This is a genomic window from Vampirovibrio chlorellavorus (genome assembly GCF_003149375.1).
Taxonomy (GTDB): domain Bacteria; phylum Cyanobacteriota; class Vampirovibrionia; order Vampirovibrionales; family Vampirovibrionaceae; genus Vampirovibrio; species Vampirovibrio chlorellavorus_B.
This window is the reverse complement of the sequence record NZ_QFWH01000003.1, coordinates 252,017-274,726: the sequence shown is the minus strand read 5'-3', so window position 1 is coordinate 274,726 and position 22,710 is coordinate 252,017. Positions and strand designations below refer to the sequence as shown.

General features: G+C 54.8%; 21 protein-coding genes and 1 riboswitch. Of the genes, 11 read left to right on the top strand and 10 right to left on the bottom strand.

The genetic code is table 11. The features are described from left to right. Nucleotides 1-54 precede the first annotated feature (54 nt). Nucleotides 55-906, bottom strand: coding sequence for a PHP domain-containing protein (locus DF283_RS05795; protein ID WP_303673784.1), 852 nt, complete (start codon nt 904-906; stop codon nt 55-57). Nucleotides 907-1,266: 360 nt separating this feature from the next. Then, nucleotides 1,267-1,632, bottom strand: a complete 366-nt coding sequence (locus tag DF283_RS05790; protein ID WP_303673783.1) for a hypothetical protein — start codon at nt 1,630-1,632, stop codon at nt 1,267-1,269. Nucleotides 1,633-1,967: 335 nt separating this feature from the next. Between DF283_RS05790 and folE2 the strand changes: the two genes are divergently transcribed. From folE2 to DF283_RS05770, 4 genes are all read left to right on the top strand, one after another. After that, a complete protein-coding gene (gene folE2, locus DF283_RS05785; protein WP_303673782.1) occupies nt 1,968-2,813 on the top strand; it encodes a GTP cyclohydrolase FolE2 in 846 nt (281 codons plus the stop codon). A 50-nt stretch (nt 2,814-2,863) separates the two neighbouring features. Then, the gene (locus DF283_RS05780; RefSeq protein ID WP_303673781.1) at nt 2,864-3,310 is read left to right on the top strand and encodes a 6-pyruvoyl trahydropterin synthase family protein; all 447 of its coding nucleotides are present in this window, start codon (nt 2,864-2,866) and stop codon (nt 3,308-3,310) included. Next, nucleotides 3,307-3,735: a 6-pyruvoyl trahydropterin synthase family protein gene (locus DF283_RS05775; RefSeq protein ID WP_303673780.1), complete on the top strand. Its 429-nt coding sequence runs from the start codon at nt 3,307-3,309 to the stop codon at nt 3,733-3,735. The genes DF283_RS05780 and DF283_RS05775 overlap by 4 nt, the downstream gene beginning before the upstream one ends. A 513-nt stretch (nt 3,736-4,248) precedes the next feature. Continuing rightward, complete coding sequence (locus DF283_RS05770) at nt 4,249-5,550, top strand: GntR family transcriptional regulator (RefSeq protein ID WP_303673779.1); 1,302 nt, start codon at nt 4,249-4,251, stop codon at nt 5,548-5,550. A gap of 105 nt (nt 5,551-5,655) precedes the next feature. Here the strand turns inward: DF283_RS05770 and DF283_RS05765 are convergent, their stop codons facing one another. After that, a complete protein-coding gene (locus DF283_RS05765) occupies nt 5,656-6,960 on the bottom strand; it encodes a glutamate-5-semialdehyde dehydrogenase (RefSeq protein ID WP_303673778.1) in 1,305 nt (434 codons plus the stop codon). Nucleotides 6,961-6,972: 12 nt separating this feature from the next. After that, a complete protein-coding gene (gene proB / locus DF283_RS05760) occupies nt 6,973-8,169 on the bottom strand; it encodes a glutamate 5-kinase (protein WP_303673777.1) in 1,197 nt (398 codons plus the stop codon). 302 nt (nt 8,170-8,471) lie between these two features. Further along, nucleotides 8,472-8,585, top strand: a riboswitch (TPP riboswitch). A 189-nt stretch (nt 8,586-8,774) separates the two neighbouring features. Here proB and thiC point away from each other — a divergent pair. From thiC to DF283_RS05725, 7 genes are all read left to right on the top strand, one after another. Continuing rightward, complete coding sequence (gene thiC, locus DF283_RS05755; RefSeq protein ID WP_303673776.1) at nt 8,775-10,604, top strand: phosphomethylpyrimidine synthase ThiC; 1,830 nt, start codon at nt 8,775-8,777, stop codon at nt 10,602-10,604. Further along, on the top strand, nt 10,601-11,740 hold the full coding sequence (locus DF283_RS05750; RefSeq protein WP_303673775.1) for an FAD-dependent oxidoreductase: 1,140 nt from the start codon (nt 10,601-10,603) through the stop codon (nt 11,738-11,740). Before thiC ends, DF283_RS05750 begins: the two co-directional genes overlap by 4 nt. Nucleotides 11,741-11,840: 100 nt before the next feature. Then, nucleotides 11,841-12,044, top strand: a complete 204-nt coding sequence (thiS, locus tag DF283_RS05745) for a sulfur carrier protein ThiS (protein WP_303673774.1) — start codon at nt 11,841-11,843, stop codon at nt 12,042-12,044. A gap of 2 nt (nt 12,045-12,046) precedes the next feature. Then, entirely contained in the window at nt 12,047-12,874 is an 828-nt protein-coding gene (locus DF283_RS05740; protein WP_303673773.1) for a thiazole synthase, read from the top strand. After that, on the top strand, nt 12,871-14,445 hold the full coding sequence (gene thiD, locus DF283_RS05735; RefSeq protein WP_303673772.1) for a bifunctional hydroxymethylpyrimidine kinase/phosphomethylpyrimidine kinase: 1,575 nt from the start codon (nt 12,871-12,873) through the stop codon (nt 14,443-14,445). The genes DF283_RS05740 and thiD overlap by 4 nt, the downstream gene beginning before the upstream one ends. Before the next feature lie 74 nt (nt 14,446-14,519). Next, nucleotides 14,520-15,971 carry an SNIPE associated domain-containing protein gene (locus DF283_RS05730; protein WP_303673771.1) on the top strand — a complete coding sequence of 484 codons (1,452 nt, stop codon included), beginning with the start codon at nt 14,520-14,522 and terminating at the stop codon, nt 15,969-15,971. Nucleotides 15,972-16,097: 126 nt separating this feature from the next. Beyond that, complete coding sequence (locus DF283_RS05725; protein WP_303673770.1) at nt 16,098-16,304, top strand: hypothetical protein; 207 nt, start codon at nt 16,098-16,100, stop codon at nt 16,302-16,304. 18 nt (nt 16,305-16,322) lie between these two features. On the opposite strand, the gene moeB is transcribed toward DF283_RS05725, so the two are convergent. The 6 genes from moeB to DF283_RS05695 form a co-directional block, all read right to left on the bottom strand. Continuing rightward, nucleotides 16,323-17,462, bottom strand: a complete 1,140-nt coding sequence (gene moeB / locus DF283_RS05720) for a molybdopterin-synthase adenylyltransferase MoeB (RefSeq protein WP_303673769.1) — start codon at nt 17,460-17,462, stop codon at nt 16,323-16,325. Between the two features lie 172 nt (nt 17,463-17,634). Then, nucleotides 17,635-18,303, bottom strand: a complete 669-nt coding sequence (locus tag DF283_RS05715) for a prephenate dehydratase domain-containing protein (protein ID WP_303673768.1) — start codon at nt 18,301-18,303, stop codon at nt 17,635-17,637. Nucleotides 18,304-18,306: 3 nt separating this feature from the next. Then, on the bottom strand, nt 18,307-18,630 hold the full coding sequence (locus DF283_RS05710; RefSeq protein ID WP_303673767.1) for a chorismate mutase: 324 nt from the start codon (nt 18,628-18,630) through the stop codon (nt 18,307-18,309). A gap of 37 nt (nt 18,631-18,667) precedes the next feature. After that, a complete protein-coding gene (gene aroC / locus DF283_RS05705) occupies nt 18,668-19,756 on the bottom strand; it encodes a chorismate synthase (RefSeq protein WP_303673766.1) in 1,089 nt (362 codons plus the stop codon). A gap of 12 nt (nt 19,757-19,768) precedes the next feature. Beyond that, nucleotides 19,769-21,679: a 3-phosphoshikimate 1-carboxyvinyltransferase gene (gene aroA, locus DF283_RS05700; protein ID WP_303673765.1), complete on the bottom strand. Its 1,911-nt coding sequence runs from the start codon at nt 21,677-21,679 to the stop codon at nt 19,769-19,771. Further along, entirely contained in the window at nt 21,676-22,503 is an 828-nt protein-coding gene (locus DF283_RS05695) for a DAHP synthetase I family protein (RefSeq protein WP_303673764.1), read from the bottom strand. The genes aroA and DF283_RS05695 overlap by 4 nt, the downstream gene beginning before the upstream one ends. Nucleotides 22,504-22,710: the final 207 nt, after the last annotated feature.

The following is a 22,710-nucleotide window of genomic DNA, read 5'->3' as shown; positions in this document are numbered from 1 at the left end:
TCGCAAAAGAAGGCAGCATAAGAAGCAGCCCAACACAAGGCCTGACGCAGGGTTTTAGGAGGCTTTGAAGGCTGAGAGCTGGCGGCGTTTCCGCTCGGCGTGCAGTTCCCGGTAAACGGCCGGGGGCATGTGCAAGCGCTCCAGCGATTTTTTGTAGAGATCCACGGTGCCGTGAAAATCAGTACCGCCGGTCACAATCAGACCCAGCTTTTCAGCCAGGGAGCAGTGAAACTCAATCAGGGCGGGAGAGTGACTACGGTGATAGGCCTCCAGGCCCCGCAGACCGTAATTCATCAGGTCTTCGGCCAGCGTTTCAATCATTTCCATGTCCCCGGGATGAGCCACCACCGCGATCCCCCCGCTTTCATGGATGGCTTCCACCGCCTCGTGCGGCGAAACGGTTTGCCGACGCACGTATGTCTCACAACGGGGGTTCAGGAACTTGTTAAAAGCCTGAGAGATATTGGCGGCGCCGCCCTTGGCGATGATGGCCTTGGCCACATGCGGACGCCCAATGGTGCCAATGTCACTGGCTTCCTTCACGATATCCTCGTAGGAGATGTTCAGGCGGGCCTTGGCCTTGAGTCGGTGGGCCATCTCCTGAATCTGCACTACCCGGGAATTACGGTGATTCTCAATGACCGCTTGCAGCGCGTTGTCCTCGGGATCGATGTAGTAACCCAGGATGTGGACTTCTTTCTCTTTCCACACCGTATTCACCTCAATGCCGGGAATAATTTCCAGCGGCAGGCCCTCGGCGGCCTTTTGGGCATGGGTCAGGGACTCGGTGGTATCGTGATCGGTAATAGCGATGGCCTCCAATTGGTTGTCCACGGCCAATTGCACCAGATCCTCCGGGCGCACCGAACCATCCGAAAAAATGGTATGCATATGCAGATCAATCATGACAAGTCGTCCTTGTTCATTGCTAAAAAAGTCTGTGGCTAGGGAAGCAAGGCCAACGTCAGAAGCACTCTTGGCGAGATGGCATAGCAGCAGTGTTAAAAAACAAGCCCTGATACGGGTTATCCACTGCGCCCGCGTCTAACGCTTGTCAGGAACGGAGATTGATGGCTTTTAAAGCAGTCATGGCAAAATGGCTCTGTTACTTCCTTATGGATAGCATAGCGCATTCCTGAAGCGGTTTCCAGAGGTCAATCCTGCAATGACCGACCCAAATGAGTTTAGTGACTTTACAAAAGGCCCGGGCCAGACAGACGGCTGCACCTTACCCACCACAGCACTCTCAATCTGTCCACTTTCCTGTTAAGTGCGCCTGTTGGCCGCAATAAAGTCCAATAAACCTTGCGGGTCCTGAATCAGTCGCACGCTGGACACGTACTCATCCAGATGCCACACCCCTTTGGCGTCCCGGTGGTTTTTATAAATGTCGTACCCCAGCAGTTCGGTTTCGTTGAAGGTGTGGCGGGAACGCAAAATGTACTCAAAGTGGGTCTCCCCGTCAGTTCGCTCGTTCCAGACATCTTCCAGATAAAGCTCAAAGTCTGGATAATGCGCGTTTACCCAATCCCGCAGGGCATTCAGCTGCACATAAACATCGGGAGAACTGGCAAGACAGGCTACCATGGCCTGATAGGCGGTTGTGGGTTCAGGGTGTCTCTCAGCGTTCATGGTGATCATTATGCCCCAAAAGCGCCCCACAGATCAGCCAAATCCGGGCAGGTTGGCCCGCTGAGAGGACCATGGTTTTAAATCCTTGAAAAGTAAGGTATTATAAATATACCGATCGGTAGAATGCTTAAAAAACCCCTGAAAAAATAACAGCAGATGCTTACCAATCGTGTTAAAATTCAAACTCTTCATTTAAATTCCAACTCAGGCAATAATCTCACCAAGGCGCACCCGGATATTCCTTATTTGCCTTATAAGCGTATGAATTTTAGAAACCGCCACTCAGTGACCTCCCCAATATTGCCCTTACCCTGCAAGCGATGGAAACCACCACAATGAGCCAATCCAACACCAGTGACCCGAAAAGCACCACATTGCTGGACGTGCAAGGACTCGCCGATCAGCGTGGGGTGACCCTGAACCAGGTCGGCGTTAAAAACGTTGAAATCCCCATGCAGGTACTGCAAAAAAACGGCCAGACCCAGCACGTGCAAACCGTGGCCACCATGAGCGTAGGCCTGCCAGCGGAATTCAAGGGGACCCACATGTCCCGCTTTGTTATTCAGCTGAACGAGTGGAGCCAGAATCGCACCTTTAGCCTGGACTTGAAAGAGTTTCTGGTGGAGGCCAAGCAACGGCTGGAAGCCCCTTCCGCCTTTATTGAGCTGAAATTCCGCTACTTTATTGATAAACCGGCCCCGGTCAGCGCCATGAGCGCCCCCATGGCTTACGAGTGCATCCTGAAGGGCAGTCTGGACGAGCAGGATCAATACCGCCTGATTCTCTCGGTGATGGTGCCCTGCGCCACCCTGTGCCCTTGCAGCAAAGCCATTTCCGATTACGGCGCCCACAACCAGCGGGCTGAAATCCGGGCCGATATCATCATCGATACCACCACCGAGCATCGGGTCGTCTGGATCGAAGATGTGGTGGCCGGTTTTGAAGCGGCCTCCTCTTGCCCGGTATATCCGCTGATCAAGCGGGTGGATGAGAAGTTCATCACCGAAAAAGCCTACGACAACCCCAAGTTCGTGGAAGACGTCATTCGGGAATGCACCCTGTTCCTGCGGGATTACAAAGGGGTGAACGGCTTTAACCTGTCCGTGGAAGCCCTGGAAAGCATTCATGCCCACAACGCCTGGGCCACCCATGCCGAAAACTTCTTTCAGGAAAGCTACTAACAGCCCCTCCAAAACTCCGTATCGTGCCCGGTAAAGGGTATAATCCTGTCATGAACGCCACACCCAACACCGTCACTGTCATCCGCAAGGCCAAATTCTCGGCGGCCCATTTTTTAAGGCTGCCGGAGTTGTCGGATGCCGAAAATCTGCAACGCTTTGGCCCCAGCAGCAACCCGCTGGGCCACGGGCACAACTACGAGATTGAAGTCAGCGTGCAGGGGCCGGTTCAGGCGGAAACGGGCATGGTCATGAACCTGAAAGACCTGAAAATCATCCTGCAGGAAGAAGTGGTAGAGCCTCTGGACTTTAAAAACCTGAATCTGCAGGTGGACTTTTTCCAGAACCGACTGACCACACTGGAAAATATGTCCCAGCTGCTCTGGAGTCGCCTGTCTCCCAGGATCAGCGCCCTGGGCTTTACCCTGACCGGCCTGAAGGTGCTGGAAAGCGATGACTTATTCGTTGAGTATTACGGCGGAACGGACCAATTGCCATGAGTTCAAAACCCAACTGGATGTTTTTAACCCGCAAGTACGAGTTCCCGGCAAGCCACCGGCTTTATAACCCCACCTGGAGCGATGAGGACAACGCCCGTTTTTTCCGTCAGTGCAACAACCCCAACGGGCATGGGCACAACTACGAGCTGGAAGTGACCGTCAAGGGCCAACCCGATCCTCGACTGGGCATGGTGGTGGATATTTATGAACTGGATCAGATTGTGAAACGGGTCATTCTGGATCGGGTGGATCATAAAAACCTGAATCTGGATGTGGACTTCATGCAGGGCCTCATCCCCACCGCGGAAAACATCGTGTGGGCTTTCTGGCAGGAGCTGGCCCCGCACATCCCGGCCCCGGCGGCACTGGCTCGGCTTCGGGTGGTGGAAACCCGCAATAACTTTGCGGAGTACCGAGGCGAGTAACCATTCCCCAGCCATCAGGCAAGGCTCTGCCAGCACGTTTTGTGTCCGGCAGAAGGGTGCATCTTGTCCCTGAAAAAACACTCTGTGGTCTGATGTTTTTTTGATGCTTTTATGGTTAAAAATAGTTTCGCCACACCGTTTTTGGGCAGACTTTGTTTTTTTAGCATAAAGTGCTTGCAAGCCGAAATGGTTTTAATTACACTAACGTTCTGTTTAATTGTTTAAGAGTTCCACCTTCGACGGCTCAATTCATCTCTTTCTATACGGTTTGAAGACACTAAGGATGGTTTTGACCATTGGGTTTACATACGGATCTGATTCTGGGTTCACGAATCAAAGTCACTGCTACAACCCGCTTCGCAAGAGAAACCATATTCTCTAGCAACAAACCAAATCTCGCTGTTTTAATATAAAAAAGAATTGAACTTGGGACATAGTGGACACTTTCACAGGGACAATTTTGGCTTCATCAATTAAAAGTTTTGACACCATTAGGGGAGGACACAGATACTTATGGTCGTATCTAACACCAGCATTCACCCTGTCACCAATCACCCCGGGGCTGTAGACGTCAACCCGGAATCGCCGGAAAACGCACTGGGCATGGGACTGGATGAAGCCATGAGCTACACCGAGCTGGAAAACGTCAGCAAGGCTACCCTGGTGCGTATCGAAGTCAGCCAGCTTCCCCGCGAGATTCCTGATTTTCAGGCCCCCGGCGCCACCAAGGACACCTTGATCGCCGACTGGTTGAAAAACTGGATCGTCTCCTCTTTGCAGGCCAACACCATTACCGAAAATCACCTGTTGCCCAAAAAGGCGGAAATCGCCAATTACCTCGGCGTCAGCGTGGGCACAGTGCAAAACGCCATTCGCTACATAGAAGACGAAGGGCACGTGGAATCCAAGCAACGCATTGGCACTTTGGTGCGCAATGCCGATAAATCCGGCCAGCGCATGCGCAAGCAAACCTCCAAGCGCGATCAGGCCGTGGTGGCCATCAAGCATTTCATCGTGGAAAACGGCTACCAGCCTGGGCAAACCCTGCCGTCCGCCCGGGAAATCGCCAAAACCATCCAGTCAGCCCCCAACACCACCCGGCTGGCCCTGGAATTCCTCTCCGGCATTGGCACCCTGAAAAGTCTGGGCAACCGAGGCAATAAAGCCAACTGGGCCCTGCGGGTTATTCCGGAAATTGAAGCCGAAAATCGCTGCGCCATCGAATCCGAAACCCTCATCGATCAACTGGAACGGGACTTGAAAACGCTGATTGCCGATAAATTTGAAGTCAACGACAAACTGCCCTCTCACCTGGAGTTGTCGGATCTCTTCAAGGTTAGCATCAAAACCGTGCACGACGCCATGCGTCGCCTGGCCGAGCAAGGCATTCTACGTTCCAAACGGGGACGCTACGGCACCTACGTGGTACGTAAGCCGGACGCCGCCAAGCTGGCCCCCATCGATACCAGCATTTTCGTCCCTGCGGAAGAGGTCAGCTTCTACAACTACGAAAAAGTGGAACAGCACCTCAAAACGCTCATCCGCACCACCTACAAAGTGGGCGACAAGCTCCCGGCCATGGGCGTTTTGTCCAAGGATCTGGACGTCAGCAGCAACACCATTCGCAAGGCCCTGCAAAATCTGGCCAAGGAAAAAATGGTCAGCTTCTCTCGGGGACGCTACGGCGGCACTTATGTGACCCGCATTCCCGAAATCCGGGAAGAGGAACCGGGCAAAGCCTTCACCTGGGTCTCCATCAACCCGGATACGGTGAAAACCTACCGGGCCGGAAAAGCCCCGGTGACGCACAACTAGAGAAACTCTCCACTCAAAATTCTAAAAGGGCTCTGTCGTTGGACGGAGCCCTTTTTTGATTTCGCTTGTTCTCAAAATCATTCTTTATTTCTAACAGCGGGCATTTTACAACGGGCGATGCAGGAAGGGTTTGGCCGCTTCGCCTACATAATCGGCCACAATCTGTCCTTGGCCGCGCAGTTTGTACTTATAAATCACCAGCCCTTCCAGACCCACCGGGCCACGGGCATGGGTTTTGGCCGTGCTAATGCCAATTTCGGCCCCCAAGCCAAAGCGAAAACCATCGGCAAAGCGGGTGGAGGCATTGGCAAACACACAGGCGGAGTCGATGCCGTTCAAAAAGCGCTCCAACACATCACTATCTTGAGCCACGATGGCATCCGTATGGTGCGAGCCGTACTGGTTGATATGGGCCATGGCCGCTTCCAGAGTAGGCACCACTTTAACGGCCAGGGTTAAATCCCCGTACTCAGCCCGCCAGTCGGCCTCGGTGGCAGGCTCAATCTTAGGCAAAATGGCCTGTGTGGCAGAACAGCCCTTCAAAGCAATGCCCGCCTGTTTGGCTGCTTGGGCAAATTGCGGCAGGAATTGCTGGGCAATGGCCGCATCCACCAGCAAGGTCTCCAGAGCGTTACAGGCCGCCGGGTACTGGGTTTTGGCATCAATGGCCAAAGCGACAGCCTGCTCGATATTGGCGCTGGCATGTACATACAAATGACAAACCCCATCGGCGTGGCCCAGCACCGGAATTTTGGTGGCGGCCATAATGGATTGCACCAACTGATTGGAACCCCGGGGAATGACCAAATCCACGTACTGCGGATAATTCAGCATTTCCTGCACGGCTTCCCGGCTATCCAGCAGGGTGGCCCAGTGGGCGGGCAAAAAGGGACAGCGGGCGTTCAACTGATCCACCAGTTGCATAAAAGCGGCGTTGGAGCGGCTGGCTTCCCGCCCGCCTTTCAACACCACGGCGTTCCCGCTTTTTAATATCAGGGACAAAATCTGGGGGATGACGTCCGGGCGAGACTCAAAAATAATGCCGATCACCCCCAAAGGGACGGTCAGCTTCTCCAGCACCAAGCCCTCATCCAGCACAGTCTGACTTAAGACCTGTCCCGCCGGATCGGGCAACTGGATCAAATCCCGAAGTCCTTGGGCCAACTGCTTGATTTTCCCGGCATCCAGCTTCAGACGCTGGTACAGGCTGGGGGTCAGGCCGTCCTGCTCGGCTTGGCCGATATCTTTGCGGTTTTCCGTCAGCAAAAAATCGACGTTGGCTTCAATAATGGCCGCAAACTGGGCCAAGGCCTCATTTTTTTGGGCCGTGGGCAGGGTGGACATGGCCAGAAAAGCATCCTTGCTCTGCTTCAGAGACTCTTCCAGGGGGTTCATCGATTGGGTGACCATGCCAGTCGCTCCTTAAACGCCATATTCTTCAAAAATAACCAGATTGTCCCGGTGAATCACTTCTTCGTGCTCACAGGCCTTTCCCATGGCATCAAACCCAAGCCGTATGGCAATTTGATCACTGGGCAAGCCCTTAATGCGCTCAATCTCATCGGAGGAAAAATGCGTGAGCCCTCGGCCCAGCTCTGCCCCGGCCTCATCCTGAATGCGCACCACCTGCTGGGCCAGGAAATCCCCTGCCACAGCCACAATGCCCACCGGCAACAGGCTGGCCTGCTTTTCAACCAAAGCCTTACGGGCTCCCGCATTGACCACAATGGCCCCGTGATAACCAGAAGCCATCCCAATCCAGCGCTTTTTGCCACTGAGATTGGCCTGCGGTAACACCAGCGTGCCATTCTCCGGCGCTTGCGAATCCAGCAAAGGACTGAGCGGCCCGGCTTGCAGGCCTGAGGTAATGAAGGTATGCACCCCACTGAGGGAGGCCATACGGGCTGCTTCCAGCTTGGAGGACATGCCCCCCCGCCCCAGCAGGGACTGCCCGGAAGCGTCAATGCGCTGCATATCGTCCTGAAAATTTTCAATCAGGGCAATGCGCTGGGCCTTGGGGTTGGTCAGCGGATTGTCCGTGTAAATGCCGTCCACGTTGGTCAGAATCACCAGCAAATCGGCGTCCAGCTTACTGGCCACCAGCGCCGACAGCATATCATTATCCCCAAAGCCCTTGGTATAGCTCTCTTCCTGTAACTCCATGGTGGAGGTGGTGTCGTTCTCATTGATGATGGGAATGGCCTTCAGCTTGAGCAGGGTTTCCAGCGTTTGCTGCAAATTAAGATAATGCTTGCGATCGGCGAAATCCATGGCGGTTAGCAGCACTTGCGCCGGGGTTAAGCCGGATTCAGCGAATAAGGCCCGATAGGCGTCCATCAGCAGGCTTTGCCCCACGGCGGCACAGGCTTGCTTTTCGTTCAGGGTCAGGCTGCCAGAGAGCTTTAAGACCATCCGCCCCAGGCCCACCGCCCCGGAGGAAACCAGAATGACCTCCTTGCCCTCGGCAAGCAGCTGGGCACACTGTGCAGTCAACCCAGCCAGACGCTGGGCGGCAAAGCGGCCCTGTTGATCCGCTCCCAGCTCAATGACCACCTGCGTGCCCAGCTTAATGACCACGCGTTTGGCCTGACGCAATTGTTGATAGGGAGTAGCAGACATGTGGAGGAAATCCAATCAAATTCGGTTGATAATGTGCATTAAGCTGACTCTCATTGTATGCCAGCCCCGGCCCTCGGGTAAAGCGGAGTAAAGCAAGCGGCCATCGTCGAATCAGCAACCGATGCCGCTATGAAGCAATCACCTACAGTCGCCTGTAAAATTTTCTCAAAACGGCTACCAGGCTTACCGACCGTTAGGGAACGGCAGGCCAGCAGCTCAATCGCAGGATACCATTTGCCAAGTCATGCAAGTTCTCGTATGATGACCTTAATCGCAAGTTAAATTTGCGAACCGACAATTCATATCATCTATCGGGGTGTTGGCTTTCGGGCCGACTGAGATCATCGCTAATTCGATGAAACCCGCTTAACCTGATCTGGGTAATGCCAGCGGAGGGAAGTAGAATGTTTCATCTTTATAGCTGGCAGCCAAAGCCATCCACGCTTAAAGTGAGTAACGACATAGTGGTGAGTAGCATCTTTTGGCATATGCCCGCTGCTGTTTATCAGCGTCCACTGGCCGGATCTGTTTGCGTGCCTTCCATTTTATTCAAGTTCTATTCAAGGGGTTATTAACCGTTCAAACAGGAAAGAGAGAGAAACATCATGAGTTTAACCACACCCGTCACCCATCCAAATCCCTTGCCCACGGGCAGCCAAGCGGGCGTCACCACCGCCCCCTTCCCCAACTCCCAAAAGAAATATCTGGCAGGACAAATTCACCCGGACATTCGGGTGCCTTACCGGGAAGTGAGCCTGTCCCCTTCCAAGGTGTTCAATAGCGATCAGCTGAGTGAAAATCCGCCGGTGGCCCTGTACGATACCTCCGGCCCATACACTGACCCGGATGTGGCCATTGACGTCAGCCGGGGGCTGGCTCCCATTCGCACCCACTGGATTGAAAAACGTAACGATACGGAACTGACCGAACGCCAAATTCTAAATTACGGGGGTAAAAGCCTGCTGAGCGTACCCAGCTTGCAACGACAACCGCGTCGGGCCAAAAGCGGCCACAACGTCAGCCAGATGCACTATGCCCGCCAAGGGATTATTACCCCGGAAATGGAATTTGTGGCCTTGCGAGAAAACTTGCGGAATCAGGCCCTTAAAGAAGGCCTCCCAAAAGAAGGACTCATCGAGCTGGAGCGCAAAAGCCGCCTGAAAGGGAATCCGCTGGGGGCCCAAATTCCCGAGGAGATTACCCCGGAATTCGTACGGCAGGAAATCGCCCGAGGACGGGCCATCATTCCGGCCAACATCAATCACCCGGAGTTGGAACCCACCATTATTGGTCGCAATTTTCTGGTGAAGATCAACGCCAATATCGGCAACTCGGCGGTGTCCTCCTCCATTGAGGAAGAGGTGGAAAAGCTGGTGTGGTCCATCCGGTGGGGGGCGGACACGGTCATGGATCTGTCCACCGGAACCAACATCCACGCCACCCGCGATTATATTTTGCGCAACGCCCCGGTGCCCATCGGCACAGTGCCCATTTATCAGGCCCTGGAAAAAGTGGAGGGCAAGGCCGAGGAGCTGACCTGGGACATCTTCCGGGATACCCTGATTGAGCAGGCCGAGCAAGGGGTGGATTACTTCACCATTCACGCAGGCGTGCTGCTGAAGTACGTGCCACTGACGGCCAACCGCATGACCGGAATCGTCTCCCGAGGCGGCTCCATTATGGCAAAATGGTGTCTGGCCCATCACCAAGAGAATTTCCTCTACACCCACTTTGAAGACATTTGCGAGATTATGAAAGCCTACGATGTCAGCTTCTCGCTGGGGGATGGCTTACGTCCGGGATCGATTGCCGATGCCAACGACGCCGCCCAATTCGGGGAGCTGGAAACCTTGGGCGAACTGACTCAACTGGCCTGGAAGCACGATGTGCAGACCATGATTGAAGGCCCCGGACACGTGCCCATGCACATGATTCAGGAGAATATGGAAAAGCAACTGAAGCACTGTGATGAAGCGCCCTTCTATACATTGGGGCCACTGACCACGGATGTGGCGCCCGGTTACGATCACATTACTAGCGGCATTGGGGCGGCCATGATCGGTTGGTTTGGCACGGCCATGTTGTGCTACGTGACCCCCAAGGAGCATTTGGGCCTACCCAACCGGGAGGACGTCAAAACGGGCGTGATCACCTATAAAATTGCCGCCCACGCCGCCGACTTGGCCAAAGGACACCCGGCAGCCCGTTACCGGGATGATGCCCTGTCCAAGGCCCGCTTTGAATTCCGGTGGGAAGATCAATTTAACCTCTCGCTGGACCCGGAAACAGCCCGGGCCTTCCACGATGAGACCCTACCCGCTGATGGGGCCAAAGAGGCTCAGTTTTGTTCTATGTGCGGCCCCAAGTTCTGCTCCATGAGCATTACTCAGGACGTTCGGGAACTGGCCGAAAAAACAGGTGATCTCAAAGCATGAGTCAGACTGTTGGTATCGTGGGCACCGGCTTATTGGGCAGATTGCTGGCCCTTACTCTTCGCCAGCGGGGTTGGCAAGTCTCTCTGTTTGATAAAGACGGCCCCACGGTGCCCCACAGTTGTGGCTATGCGGGGGCAGGCATGCTGTCCCCCATTTCAGAGCTGGAGTCGGCGGAGCCCCTGATCGCCCGGCTGGGCTTTGACTCTCTGCCACTGTGGCGGCAGCTGATTGATAGCCTGAACTTGTCGGTCTATTTCCAGACCGAGGGCACCCTGATTGTGGCCCACCATCTGGATAGTGCCGACCTTCATCACTTTCGGCACATGCTGCAAGGGAAACTCCGGCAATGCCAGAACGGGGAAGTTCCGGCGACCGTGGCCAGCGCCATTGACTGGCAGCTCTCTTCCGGCCCATTGGCCCAACTGGAGCCGGAGCTGAGCGGGCGCTTTCACAGCGGTATTTTCATCCCGGAAGAAGGGCAGCTGGACAATCGCCAATTGCTGATCGCCCTGGAGAACGCATTGAATCAGGCCGAAATCCAGTGCCACTGGTACACCCCGGTGCAAGCGCTTCAAGGGGGACAGCTTGAAACACCAAGCGGGCATTGGCGCTTTGATTGGGTCATCGATTGCCGAGGGCTGGGGGCCAAACCAGACTGGAAAAACGTGCGCGGTGTGCGGGGGGAAATCGTGCGGGTGTACGCCCCGGAAGTGAATTTGCGTCGCCCGGTGCGGCTGATGCACCCCCGCTACCCGCTCTATATCGCCCCTCGGGAGAACCACCACTACGTCATCGGGGCCACCTCCATCGAGAGCGAGGACAGCAAACCCATGACCGTGCAATCGGCCATGGAGCTGTTGTCCGCCGCCTTTGCCGTGCATGAGGGCTTTGCTGAAGCGTCCATTCTGGACAGCCTGGCCAACTGCCGACCGGCTTTGCCCGATCACCTGCCCCAACTCCAGCTCCGCCCGGGCTTGCTGCGGATCAACGGCCTGTACCGGCATGGCTTTCTCATTGCCCCGCAGGTGGTGCAACTGGCTTGTGAGCTGCTCAGCGGGCAGCCCATCCCCGAGCATTACCAAGCGATCATTCAAGCCAGCACGGCATCAGGTCAAGCGATGCCCGTTTGCCCATGAAGCCATTGGGCGGATGAGATTCTGAAACCACACACCATAGCGTTCAATACCCCAATAACCTTCAAAACCCCATAGCATTCGAGGAAAAGGTACGATCCCAATGATGCAACTACTTGTAAATGGTGAACCCCACCAAGTGCCGGAAGCCACCAGCGTTCAAGATCTGCTGAACCAACTGGGCTACGAGCCCAAAGCCATCGCCGTGGCCGTGGATGGCGACTTCGTGCCCAAGCACCAGTACGCAACGCTCGCCCTGCGGCCCGCCCAATCCGTGGAAGTGCTGTCCCCCATGCAGGGCGGTTAAACATGAGTCAATTATCGGAAAGCACAGCCTGGCACCTGGGCGGGGAAACAGTCAATAGCCGCCTGCTGGTGGGGACCGCCCTGTATCCGTCACCCGCCATTATGCTGGAGTCCATCGACGCTTCTGGCACCGAGGTGGTCACCGTGTCCCTGCGCCGACAATCCCCCGGAAGCAAGGGAGGGGAATCCTTTTGGGAGCTGCTGAAAGACAAACACCTGAAAGTTTTGCCCAACACCGCCGGATGCCGCAACGCCAAGGAAGCCATTACCACCGCCCACATGGCCCGGGAAATTTTCAACACCCCCTGGATCAAACTGGAAGTGATTGGCGATGACTTTACCCTGCAACCCGATCCCTTTGGGCTGGTGGAGGCGGCCAAAGCGCTGATTAAAGAGGGCTTTGAGGTCTTTCCCTACATGACGGAAGACTTTATGGTGGCCCAAAAACTGGTGGACGCCGGTTGCCGCATCCTGATGCCCTGGGCCGCCCCCATCGGCACGGGTAAGGGCCCCATGAATCTCTATGCGCTCAAACTCCTGAGAGCCCGCCTGCCGCAGGTGCAACTCATCGCCGACGCTGGCATTGGGCTGCCCTCCCATGCCTCTCAGGTCATGGAAATCGGCTTTGACGGGGTTTTGCTCAATTCAGCCATCGCCCTGGCCGAACATCCGCCCCAAATGGCCCAGGCCTTCGCCCAAGCGGTGGAGGCCGGTCGTTTGGCCTATCTGGCAGGCCCCATGCCCCAGCGAGACATGGCCCAGCCCAGCACCCCGGTTTTAGGTACCCCCTTTTGGCATCAAACTTCTCAGAAAGCAGGACAATCCGTATGAACCAACCCGCATCTTCTTTCTCTCCTTCCCCCGCTTCATCTTCATATTCATCCACCTCCTCTTCTGGTTCCGCCAGTGCCTCAACGGCCGCCAAACCCATCGTGTGGACCATTGCCGGTTCCGATTCCGGTGGCGGGGCAGGCATACAAGCCGATCTCAAGACCATGAACGCCCTGGGCACCCATGGCTGTTCCGTGATCACCGCCCTGACCGCACAAAACACCCAAGCGGTTAACGCCATTGAGTTGCCCACCCCCAGCATGCTGCAAGGGCAACTGGAGGCCTTACGTATCGATCTACCGCCGGTGGCCCTGAAACTGGGTATGTTGGGCGACGCCCAAGGCATTGGCATCATTGCCAATACCCTGAAAGCGTTAAACACCCTGATCGTCTGCGATCCGGTCATGGTCTCCACCAGTGGGCACGACCTCCGGCAAGCCGATGCTTTACAGGCTCTGAAAAGCCAGTTACTGCCCTGGGTGCATCTGCTGACGCCCAACCTGCCGGAGGCGGAAATTCTGGCCGAGCAAACCATCACCAGCACCGAGGCTATGGAAAGCGCCGCCCGAAAAATCCTGCAATTGGGGGTACGATCCGTACTGATCAAGGGCGGGCACTTCGACGGCGATTTCGCCCAGGATTATTGGACCAATGGCACTCAGCACGCCTGGCTGACCTCTAGCCGCATAGAGACCGAGCAAACCCACGGCACCGGCTGCACCTTGTCCGCGGCCATTACCGCCTGCTTAGGGTTGGGGTATCAGGAACTGGACGCCATTGTCATCGCCAAGGCCTACGTCAATCAGGGCTTACGACTGGCCCCCAAGGTCGGTCACGGGCAAGGCCCCTTGGCGCATTTGGGATGGCCGGAAACGCAGGACGATCTGCCCTGGATCACCGACAGCGCCGAAGCCGGGCAGCATCGCCCTCAGTTTCGCGATTGTGGCGAACAGCCATTGGGATTTTATCCCATCGTCAACCGGGCGGAGTGGCTGGAAAAATTGCTGCCCCTAGGGGTTTCCACGGTGCAGTTGCGTATCAAGGATCTGCAAGGAGAGGCGCTGGAGCGGGAAATCGCCCAGGCCAGCGCTTATGCCCGCCAGATGAATTGCCGCCTGTTCATCAACGATTACTGGCAACTGGCCCTCAAGCACAACGCCTACGGGGTGCATTTGGGGCAGGAGGACTTGGCCACCGCCGATTTGGCAGCCATTCAGACTGCCGATTTGCGCTTGGGGGTCAGTACCCACTGCTACCGGGAAGTGGCCCGCGCGCTGGCCGTTCGACCCTCTTATATGGCCGTGGGCCCCATTTTCAACACCACCACCAAAACCATGTACTTTCAGCCCCAAGGTCTGGAAGCCTTGGCCCGGTGGCGACGCAGCCTGCCGAATTATCCGCTGGTGGCCATCGCCGGGATTTTTCTGGACAACGCCCCGGAGGTTTTGGCCACGGGTGTGGACAGCATCGCCGTGGTGCGGGATGTTACCCAAGCCGAGGATCTCCCTCAGCGGGTAGGCCAGTGGCTGGCCTTGTTCGAGCAGAAAAAGAAAACAGTTTGTAACTATTAAACTCAACTTCGGCAAAATAATAGCAAAATTAACAGACTCAACATAATATAGCTTTTAAAATTGCCGAGGTCCCAATGAATACAATATATATCACCCTAATTTTAGTCGCTTTTTTGCTGATTATTATTGTTTTTGCCTTGAACAAGCAGAAAAAAGTTCTCCTCAATAAACTTCAAGATCTTGAAAAGCAACACATTGATACCCAAAACGCTTTTGAGTCAGCGAATCAAAATTTACAAAAGTACGAAAAACTCACCTCTACAGAAACTTATCTTAACGATCTAAAAAATGACGTGACTCAAACACAACAACAAATAACCACTTTAAATACTGAAATTGAAGATAAAAAATTACAAGCACAGGCTGAAAAAAGTCGAATTGAGAAAGAAATTCAAGAGCTTGAATGGCTCAAAGCAGAACTGAACAAACAAGTTCGTTTGCTTGAAGAAAAATCCTACTTGGAAGATTTTGGCTTTTACGAGACAAAATATAACTTTGAAGAACTCAGCCAATACGAATCCGCACTGGCAACAATCAGAGAAAAGCAAAAGAAATTGATTCTAAGCAATACAGCTGCAACTTGTAGTCAAGAATGGACTGTTAAAGGAAGCAGAGCCGCTGGAAAAAAGATGGAAACTGAGAAACTGCAACTCATGTTAAGAGCGTTCAACGGCGAGTGTGATGCTGCTACCTCAAAAGTCAAATATAACAACGTCACTACCATGGAAAACAGAGTCAAAGCTTCTTTCAAAAAAATTAATAAACTAGGGCAAGCCGTTTCTTGTTCCATTGATGAGCAATATCTTGATTTGAAAGTCCAAGAGCTATTACTGATTTTTGAATACCAGGAAAAGAAACAGGCTGAAAGAGAAGAACAACGATTAATTAAAGAGCAAATGCGAGAAGAAGAGCGGACTCGAAAAGAAATTGAAGCGGAACTCAAAAAAACAGAGGACGAGGAGGCAAAATACAACCGGGCCTTAACTATAGCTCGTCAGGAAATGGCCGAAGCAAGTGATAACCAGAAAGCTAAGCTTGAAGCGAAAATTCAGCAACTAGAAAATGCTTTGACAGAGGCAGAACTGCGTAAAGAAAGAGCGCTTTCACGAGCGCAAATCACAAAATCCGGTCACGTATACATTATTTCTAACGTTGGCTCATTTGGTGAAGATGTCTATAAAATAGGCATGACGCGTCGTCTTGAGCCGAAAGATAGGGTTAATGAACTCGGGGATGCCTCAGTCCCATTTCCCTTCGACATACATGCAATGATTTATTGTGAAAATGCCCCGGAACTGGAAAATCAACTGCACAAACGGTTTAATTTTCATCGTGTCAATCAGGTGAACGGAAGAAAAGAATTCTTTAGAGTCTCAATTGAGTCGATTGCAAAAGCCGTTGAAGAAATGGGAGCATCATCTCCCACGGTCAACCCTGCCCAAATTCAGTTCACCTTATTAGCGGAAGCGGCTGAATATAGAAAGAGCCTCGCAAAAATCAGGTCATTGGAAGAAGTTCCAGCTTAAACATATTACGCAGTAACAACTTTATATTTTAATGTCGCAAATATATTTTCGTTGATTGAATTTTGTGTTTTGATAACACCTGATTCAATTTTGGATTGATTGTCATTGATTTGGACCCACTGGCCCATGAGCATGTCGCCACCTGATCTTTACGCACCAAACACCGAGGGAGAAGCCGAGGCTGTCCAAAACGACAGTTGGCAACTGATTGAAGCCGAGCTAAAGCGGGCCCGGAATGCTTTGCAACAGCCCATCATGGACACCTTTATCTGCCAAAGCAAGCCCCAGCGGGAACGCACCGTGCTGGATCTCAAATCTTTCGGGCAATTTTAAAACCCGTTGTCAGGCGGGTCAAACCAGCGGGCCGTTCCACCCGGAAAGCCCACCGGTCAGACTGTAAACCTGCTGATACCCCAGCGATCGGAGTTGTTGCAGGGCTTTTAAACTGCGCACCCCTTTTTGGCAGTACAGCAAGACAGGCTCATCCAGTTCAAACCGGGCCTGCCAGATCTGGTCATCCCATCCTGACAAGGGCATATTCTCCGCCTGCGGCAAATGCCCGGCGGCAAACTCCTCCGCCTCACGCACGTCCACCAGCGGCCAGCCTTGGGCCAGCCTGGATTGAAACGCTTCGGGCGATAGCTCAAAGGCTTTTAAGTCCTCTGCCATCAATTCCTCCGACGCCGCACAAGTTACCGCCATCGCTTGGGGCGCCCAAATACTGGGATGCTCTCCGCACAGAGGGCATTCCGGGTTTTTGACCAACTGGAGCGTTTTCAGGCTTTGGCTCAGGGCTTTGTAAATCAGTAATTTCCCTTGAATAGAATCCCCCAGCCCGGTTAAATACTTAATGGCTTCCGTGGCCATCATCACCCCCACCGTGCCCGGCACCACGCCCAGCACGCCCACTTCCGCGCAGGGGGCCAAGACGTTTGATTGGGGTGGCTCCTCAAACACGCAGCGATAACAGGCGGTCTGCCCTGAATCAAACAGGGCCAACTGGGCTCCATACTCAAAAACCGCCCCTTGCAGCAGGGGAATTCTGGCCAGATAGCAAGCATCGGCCACTAAAAAGCGGGTAGCAAAATTGTCCGATCCATCCAGCACCAGATCGTAACCCGCAATCAAGGCCATCACATTGGTCTCATCCACGGCCACCGCATGCGGCTGATAAGTCACATTCGGGTTGATAGCCCGCATGGCGGCGATCAAACTTTCCACCTTGGACTGACCAATATTCTCCACCCGGTGGGCAATTTGACGCTGTAAATTACTACGCTCCACCCGGTCAAAATCGACCACCCCAAGGGTTCCCACCCCAGCCGCGGCCAGATACAGGCCCGCCGGACAACCCAATCCACCGGCGCCCACCAGCAAGACTTTGGCCTTTTTCAGGCGCAGTTGCTTTTCCAGACCAAAGCCCTTCAGCTTCAGGTGTCGACTGTAGTGCGCCTGCTCTTCCGGGGTGAGCGATGCTCTCTCAAACGTCATGCCGATCCCTCCTGCCACTTCAACACCACAGAGATTTTAACACCACAGAAATTTTCCACGAGCGTGGCGTTTGTAGTCAGCGTAGCCCAAGCCCAGCCGAAGAAGTAGGACAAATTTCATAGAGGGCTTTCGCCAACACCACTTCACCGGGAGAGGGATAAACTTGCGCCTACTAAGCCCTGGCCACCACGTGAATAAAGCGGGTGTAGTTCTCTTCGGCATCCTGCAAGTTGTCTTCAATCACTTTCAGGCCGTAAATTTTGGCCAACACTTTGCTACCCATGACAGCGGTGTTGTCCGGCAAGCGACGGGTGGCCAGCGCTTCGGCGGTTTTGGCGTTATCCACCCATTCTCCCTCGCCGGAAGTTTGCTTGAGGTGTGGGTACTTTTTTTGCAAATTGCCCTGACACTGGGCCAAAACCTGCGGATGGCACATCACCGTGTCGATTTTGGCAAAATCCTGATCCGGTCGAATCATAAGGGCATGGGCAATTTTAATTTCAAATTCCTGAATAATCTCCACCGGATATTTTTCCAGGGCCTCGGTGGTCTCTTCCACATAGCCCCCCACGGAATTGTAGATGGCGCACTGCCCCCGATCGATTTTCCCGCTGACCACCGCTTCCATGACCCGATCGGAAGTAAAGAGGTATTCAATGGCCTCGGTGGGGGTAAACTGGTGACTGAGATAGGCCTGAATGGCCTCCTCGTTAAAGCTGCCCTCTCCGCCCTGAATGCCGAAAATGACCGGCTTTTGGGCCAAAGCGGCCAAGATATCAGAGCGCGGGGTGTGATTCGTATCTTGCTGTGAATCTTGCGTAGAATTTTGCAGGTCCATCATCGCCTATTCGCTTTTGCTTTCTAAATGCAGACTGTAATCATGAATCAAATGGTACAGGGCGTCCACAAATTCCGGGCAAAGCCCCAACTGCTGGGCTCGGGCTTTCTTGGCTTGCAGCACCTGTTGCCAGCGCTTCATATCCAACGGCTCCAGCCCTCGGGCCTTTTTGTAGCGGCCCACTTCATCCACCAGCTGGGCCCGCTGAGCCAGGGCTTGCAAGAGCTGCTCATCCAGCCGATCGATTTGATCCCGCAAGGCTTGCAGCTCAGAACAGTGGGCTTCCGTATTTTGGGTTTCGGTGTTTTGCTCGTCTGTCATGGTCATCATTATCTTTGATTGATTCCTCCAAAGCTTGCAGGGGGCCTTAACCGTTCTGGGCCTTGTGCCGCAGATAGTGATCCATCATGACCAAGGCGGCCATGGATTCCACAATGGGCACCGCCCGGGGTAGCACACAAGGATCGTGCCGTCCGGTGGCCTCCAGGGTGATTTCCTGATGGGCCTGATCCACAGTGCGTTGGGCCTTGCGAATGGTGGAAGTGGGCTTGACCGCCACCCGAAAGTGAATGGTTTCCCCGTTGGAAAGACCACCCAACACCCCACCGGCCCGATTGGTGCGAGTGCGCACCCGGCCGCTGTCATCGGTGTAAAATTCATCGTTGTGCTGACTGCCTCGCAGGGTCACCCCGGCAAAGCCGGAGCCGATTTCAAAGCCTTTCACCGCGTTAATGCTGAGCATGGCCTTACCCAAATCGGCGTGTAATTTATCAAAAACCGGCTCGCCCAGGCCCACCGGCACATGGCGAATCAGCCCTTTGAGAATGCCTCCCACGGAGTCACCCTCATCCCGCACGGATTCAATCAGAGCAATCATCTCCTTCGCTTTGTCCGCATCCGGGCAGCGCACGATGGTGGAGTCCACCAGCTCCGCCGTCACCGCCTCAGGGTCCATCTCCGTGCGGATGGGGCCGACTTGTTCCACGTAGCACAGGCATTCCAGCCCCAGGGTTTGCTTCAGGAATTTCTTGGCAATGGCCCCGGCGGCCACCCGACCAATGGTCTCCCGAGCCGAGGAACGCCCTCCACCACGCCAGTCCCGGGTGCCGTATTTTTGTTGAAAGGTATAATCGGCATGACCGGGCCGGAACACTGCTTTCAGGTTGTTATAGTCATCGGACTTCTGATCTTTATTGAAAGCCATCAGCATGATGGGCGTGCCGGTGGTCACTCCGTCCAGAATGCCTGAGAACAGGTGAATCTGATCCTGCTCGTTGCGGGGAGTGGTAATGCTGCTTTGCCCCGGCCGACGGCGATCCAGCTCTTTCTGGATTTCCTCCAGGGTGATGGGTAAACCGGGCGGGCAGCCGTCAATGACCACACCGACCCCGCCCCCGTGGGACTCCCCGAAGGTGCTAATACGAAACAACTGGCCCAAAGAACTTCCTGCGGTCATAACTTGAACTTTCTACACCGGACTGTATTGACGGAGATTGAGGCGACAGGCGATTTCATCGGCCACCGCTGACGGGGTTTTGCCGTCCGTATCCACCTGAAGATGAGCGGTTTGCTGGTACACCGACTGGCGTTGATGAAACAAAGCCCGAGCCTGCTCCAAATTCCGCAACAGGGGACGATCCGCATCATGTTGCAGGCGGGCCCACACAGTGTCCCACGAAACCCGCAACCAAACCACCACAGCCTCAGCGGTCAGTGTGGACATGGCCTCCCGATTGGCAGGCACGCCGCCGCCAGTGGCTATAATCAGCTCAGGCGTCGAGGCCAAGCCCTGAGCCACTTGCGCTTCCAAGGCCCGAAAATGCGCTTCCCCGTCCGTATCAAAAATTTCGGTGACACTTTGCCGACCGGACTGCCGCACAATCAAGGCATCCATATCCACCGCTTGGCGCTTACAACGCTGGGCTAAACTGCGGGCCACCGAACTTTTACCAGCGCCCATAAAGCCAATCAGCACGATCTTTTGGGGACTAACCGCATCATCCAACGTTTCCGAGCAACCGGGTAACACTGATTCGGAGACGCCCAGACCCAAGGCGCTTAAATCCTGCCAAAAGCCGGGGTAGGTTTTATTAACCACCGCAGGGTCTTCAATCTCCAGACCCGCCAGCACGGCCCCGGCCACGGCAAAGGCCATACCCATACGATGATCCCCATACGTGGCGATGCGAGCGGCCTGCGGTTGCCCCCCGTGAATGACCAGGGCGTCGGCCTCAGCTTCCACCCGAATGCCCATTTTTTTCAATTCCGTTTCCACGGCGGCAATGCGGTCGGTTTCCTTCACCCGCAGGGATTGCAGCCCTTCAATGCGGGTGACGCCCTCGGCGAAAGCGACCAGTACCGCCAGCGCCTGGGCCTGATCGGGGCAATCGCACATATTTACCAAGGACAAGGGCTTCACCCCGTGGCCTTCAATAACCAAATCCCCATCTACCGCCTGAATGCCTGTGCCCATACGCTCCAGAATCTGGAGAAAGCGCATATCGGCCTGTACCGAAGTCATGGGCAGGTTGTTCAGGGTGATGGTTGACCCGGTCAGGGTGGCAATGGCCGCAAAGTAAGCGGCACTGGAAGCATCGGGCTCCACCGCGTAAGACAAAGCGGTGTAGGCTTGCCCGGCGGGTACCGTAAACATTTGATAGTCCGCGGCATGGGTGGCCTCGACCCCAAAGGCCCGCATGATAGCCAGGGTCATATCCAGATAAGGCTTGGACACCGGGGCTTCCGGCAAGCGAATGACCACCGACCGGCCACTGGCTTCCAACGCAGGCTCAATAAAGGGGGCAATCATCAGCAGGGCTGAAATATATTGACTGCTGGTACTGCCAGAGACCGTCAACTCACTGGCTTGCAGTCGGCTGGAATTGACCCGCACCGGCGGATAGCCTTCCTGATCCAGATAGTCGATGGACACCCCCAAGGCCCGCAAGGCATCCACCAAATCCCGAACCGGGCGACGATTCAGGCCCTCGTGCCCCAACAAGGTTTGCCGTCCGGGGATGACCGCCGATACAGCCAGCAAAAAGCGCAGGGTGGCCGCCGATAAATTGGCATGCAGGGTGTAATCGGCATCGGCGATGTGCCGAACCTGCCCAAACACATCCACATACGACTGTCCGTCCTGCGCCCCCCACTCAGTGCGAATGCCCAGCGTGTTCAGGCAATCCAGAATGGCCTGCCCGTCATCGCTGCGCAGGACATTCCACACCCGCACCGGCTGACCCTCGGGCCGATCCACCAAGGCAGCCAGAATGAGGGCCCGAATGGTGTAGCTCTTGGAGCCCGGCACAGTCACCGACGTTTGAACCGGCAGGGGCAAGGGGCTCAATCGCAGGGCTCGATGGGTGGCTGAGGCAGTCATGCGGGCAGGGCTTCCTTCCGCAAGGCGGCACGGGCGGCATCCAGCTTGCCCATCAGGGCGGTTAACTCTTCCCAGGTGATTTGCTGGCTGGCATCCGTCCAGGCAAAGCGGGGGGTGGGATGCACTTCAATGACCATCCCGTCGTAGTCGTATTCCACGGTGTCCATGGCCACTTCTTCCAGCTTGTCCACAGCGCCCGCCACGTGAGAGATATCCAGCAACATAGGTAGCCCGGTTTTTTCCCGAATGCGCATGGCCATTTCAGAATCGGCCACGTTGCGCAGGCCACTGGGGTTGGGATGATGCACGTCCGGGGTGAAGCCACGGTGACACAGAATGAGGTTTTCCAGCTTCATGCCGCCTTCCAGGGCATGATCCACGATGCCTTCCCAGTGAGATTCCGAGTGCCAGGGCTGGTTCTTCAGCATCAGCTTGACCCGGCTATCCTGAGCGGCCACCCGGGCGATTTCCTGTTGCACGTAGTGGTTCTGGTTGCGGGCCCCAATCCACAGTAGCAGTTCCCCATTGTCCTTCAGAGAAGGCAACACCCCGTCCATGACCGCCTGGGCCTGGGAGGGCACCAGAATTTCTGTGCCGGGATTCAAGCCCATTTGGGCGGCTTCGGCCAGTAATTCAATACCTTCTTCCTTCAGGCCATCGAAGCCGGGCTTGGTGCGGGGCTTCCACAGGCTCACCCGAACGTAATTCACACCGTGCTGCTGGGCCCGCTCCAGAGAGAACATGATTTGCTCCCGGGTTTCGGCGGCGCAGGGGCCAGCAACCAGAATATTACGGGCCGGTTGGTGATGGTGAGTCAGACTCATGGTGATGATTGCTCCTTTAACTGATAATTGCCTGGTGATGCCTGTAAACAAAAACAGCCCCCGAAAGTTCGGGAGCTGTTTGTCAATCGGTAAACTTGCTTTTGCGGTTACACGTCAACAAACGACTCCCACGGGGAAGCCGTAAAAATAAAAGAAATAAAAGCTATTTTGCCAACGTGTGTTTTTCATAGTGAGTACAGTTTAGCT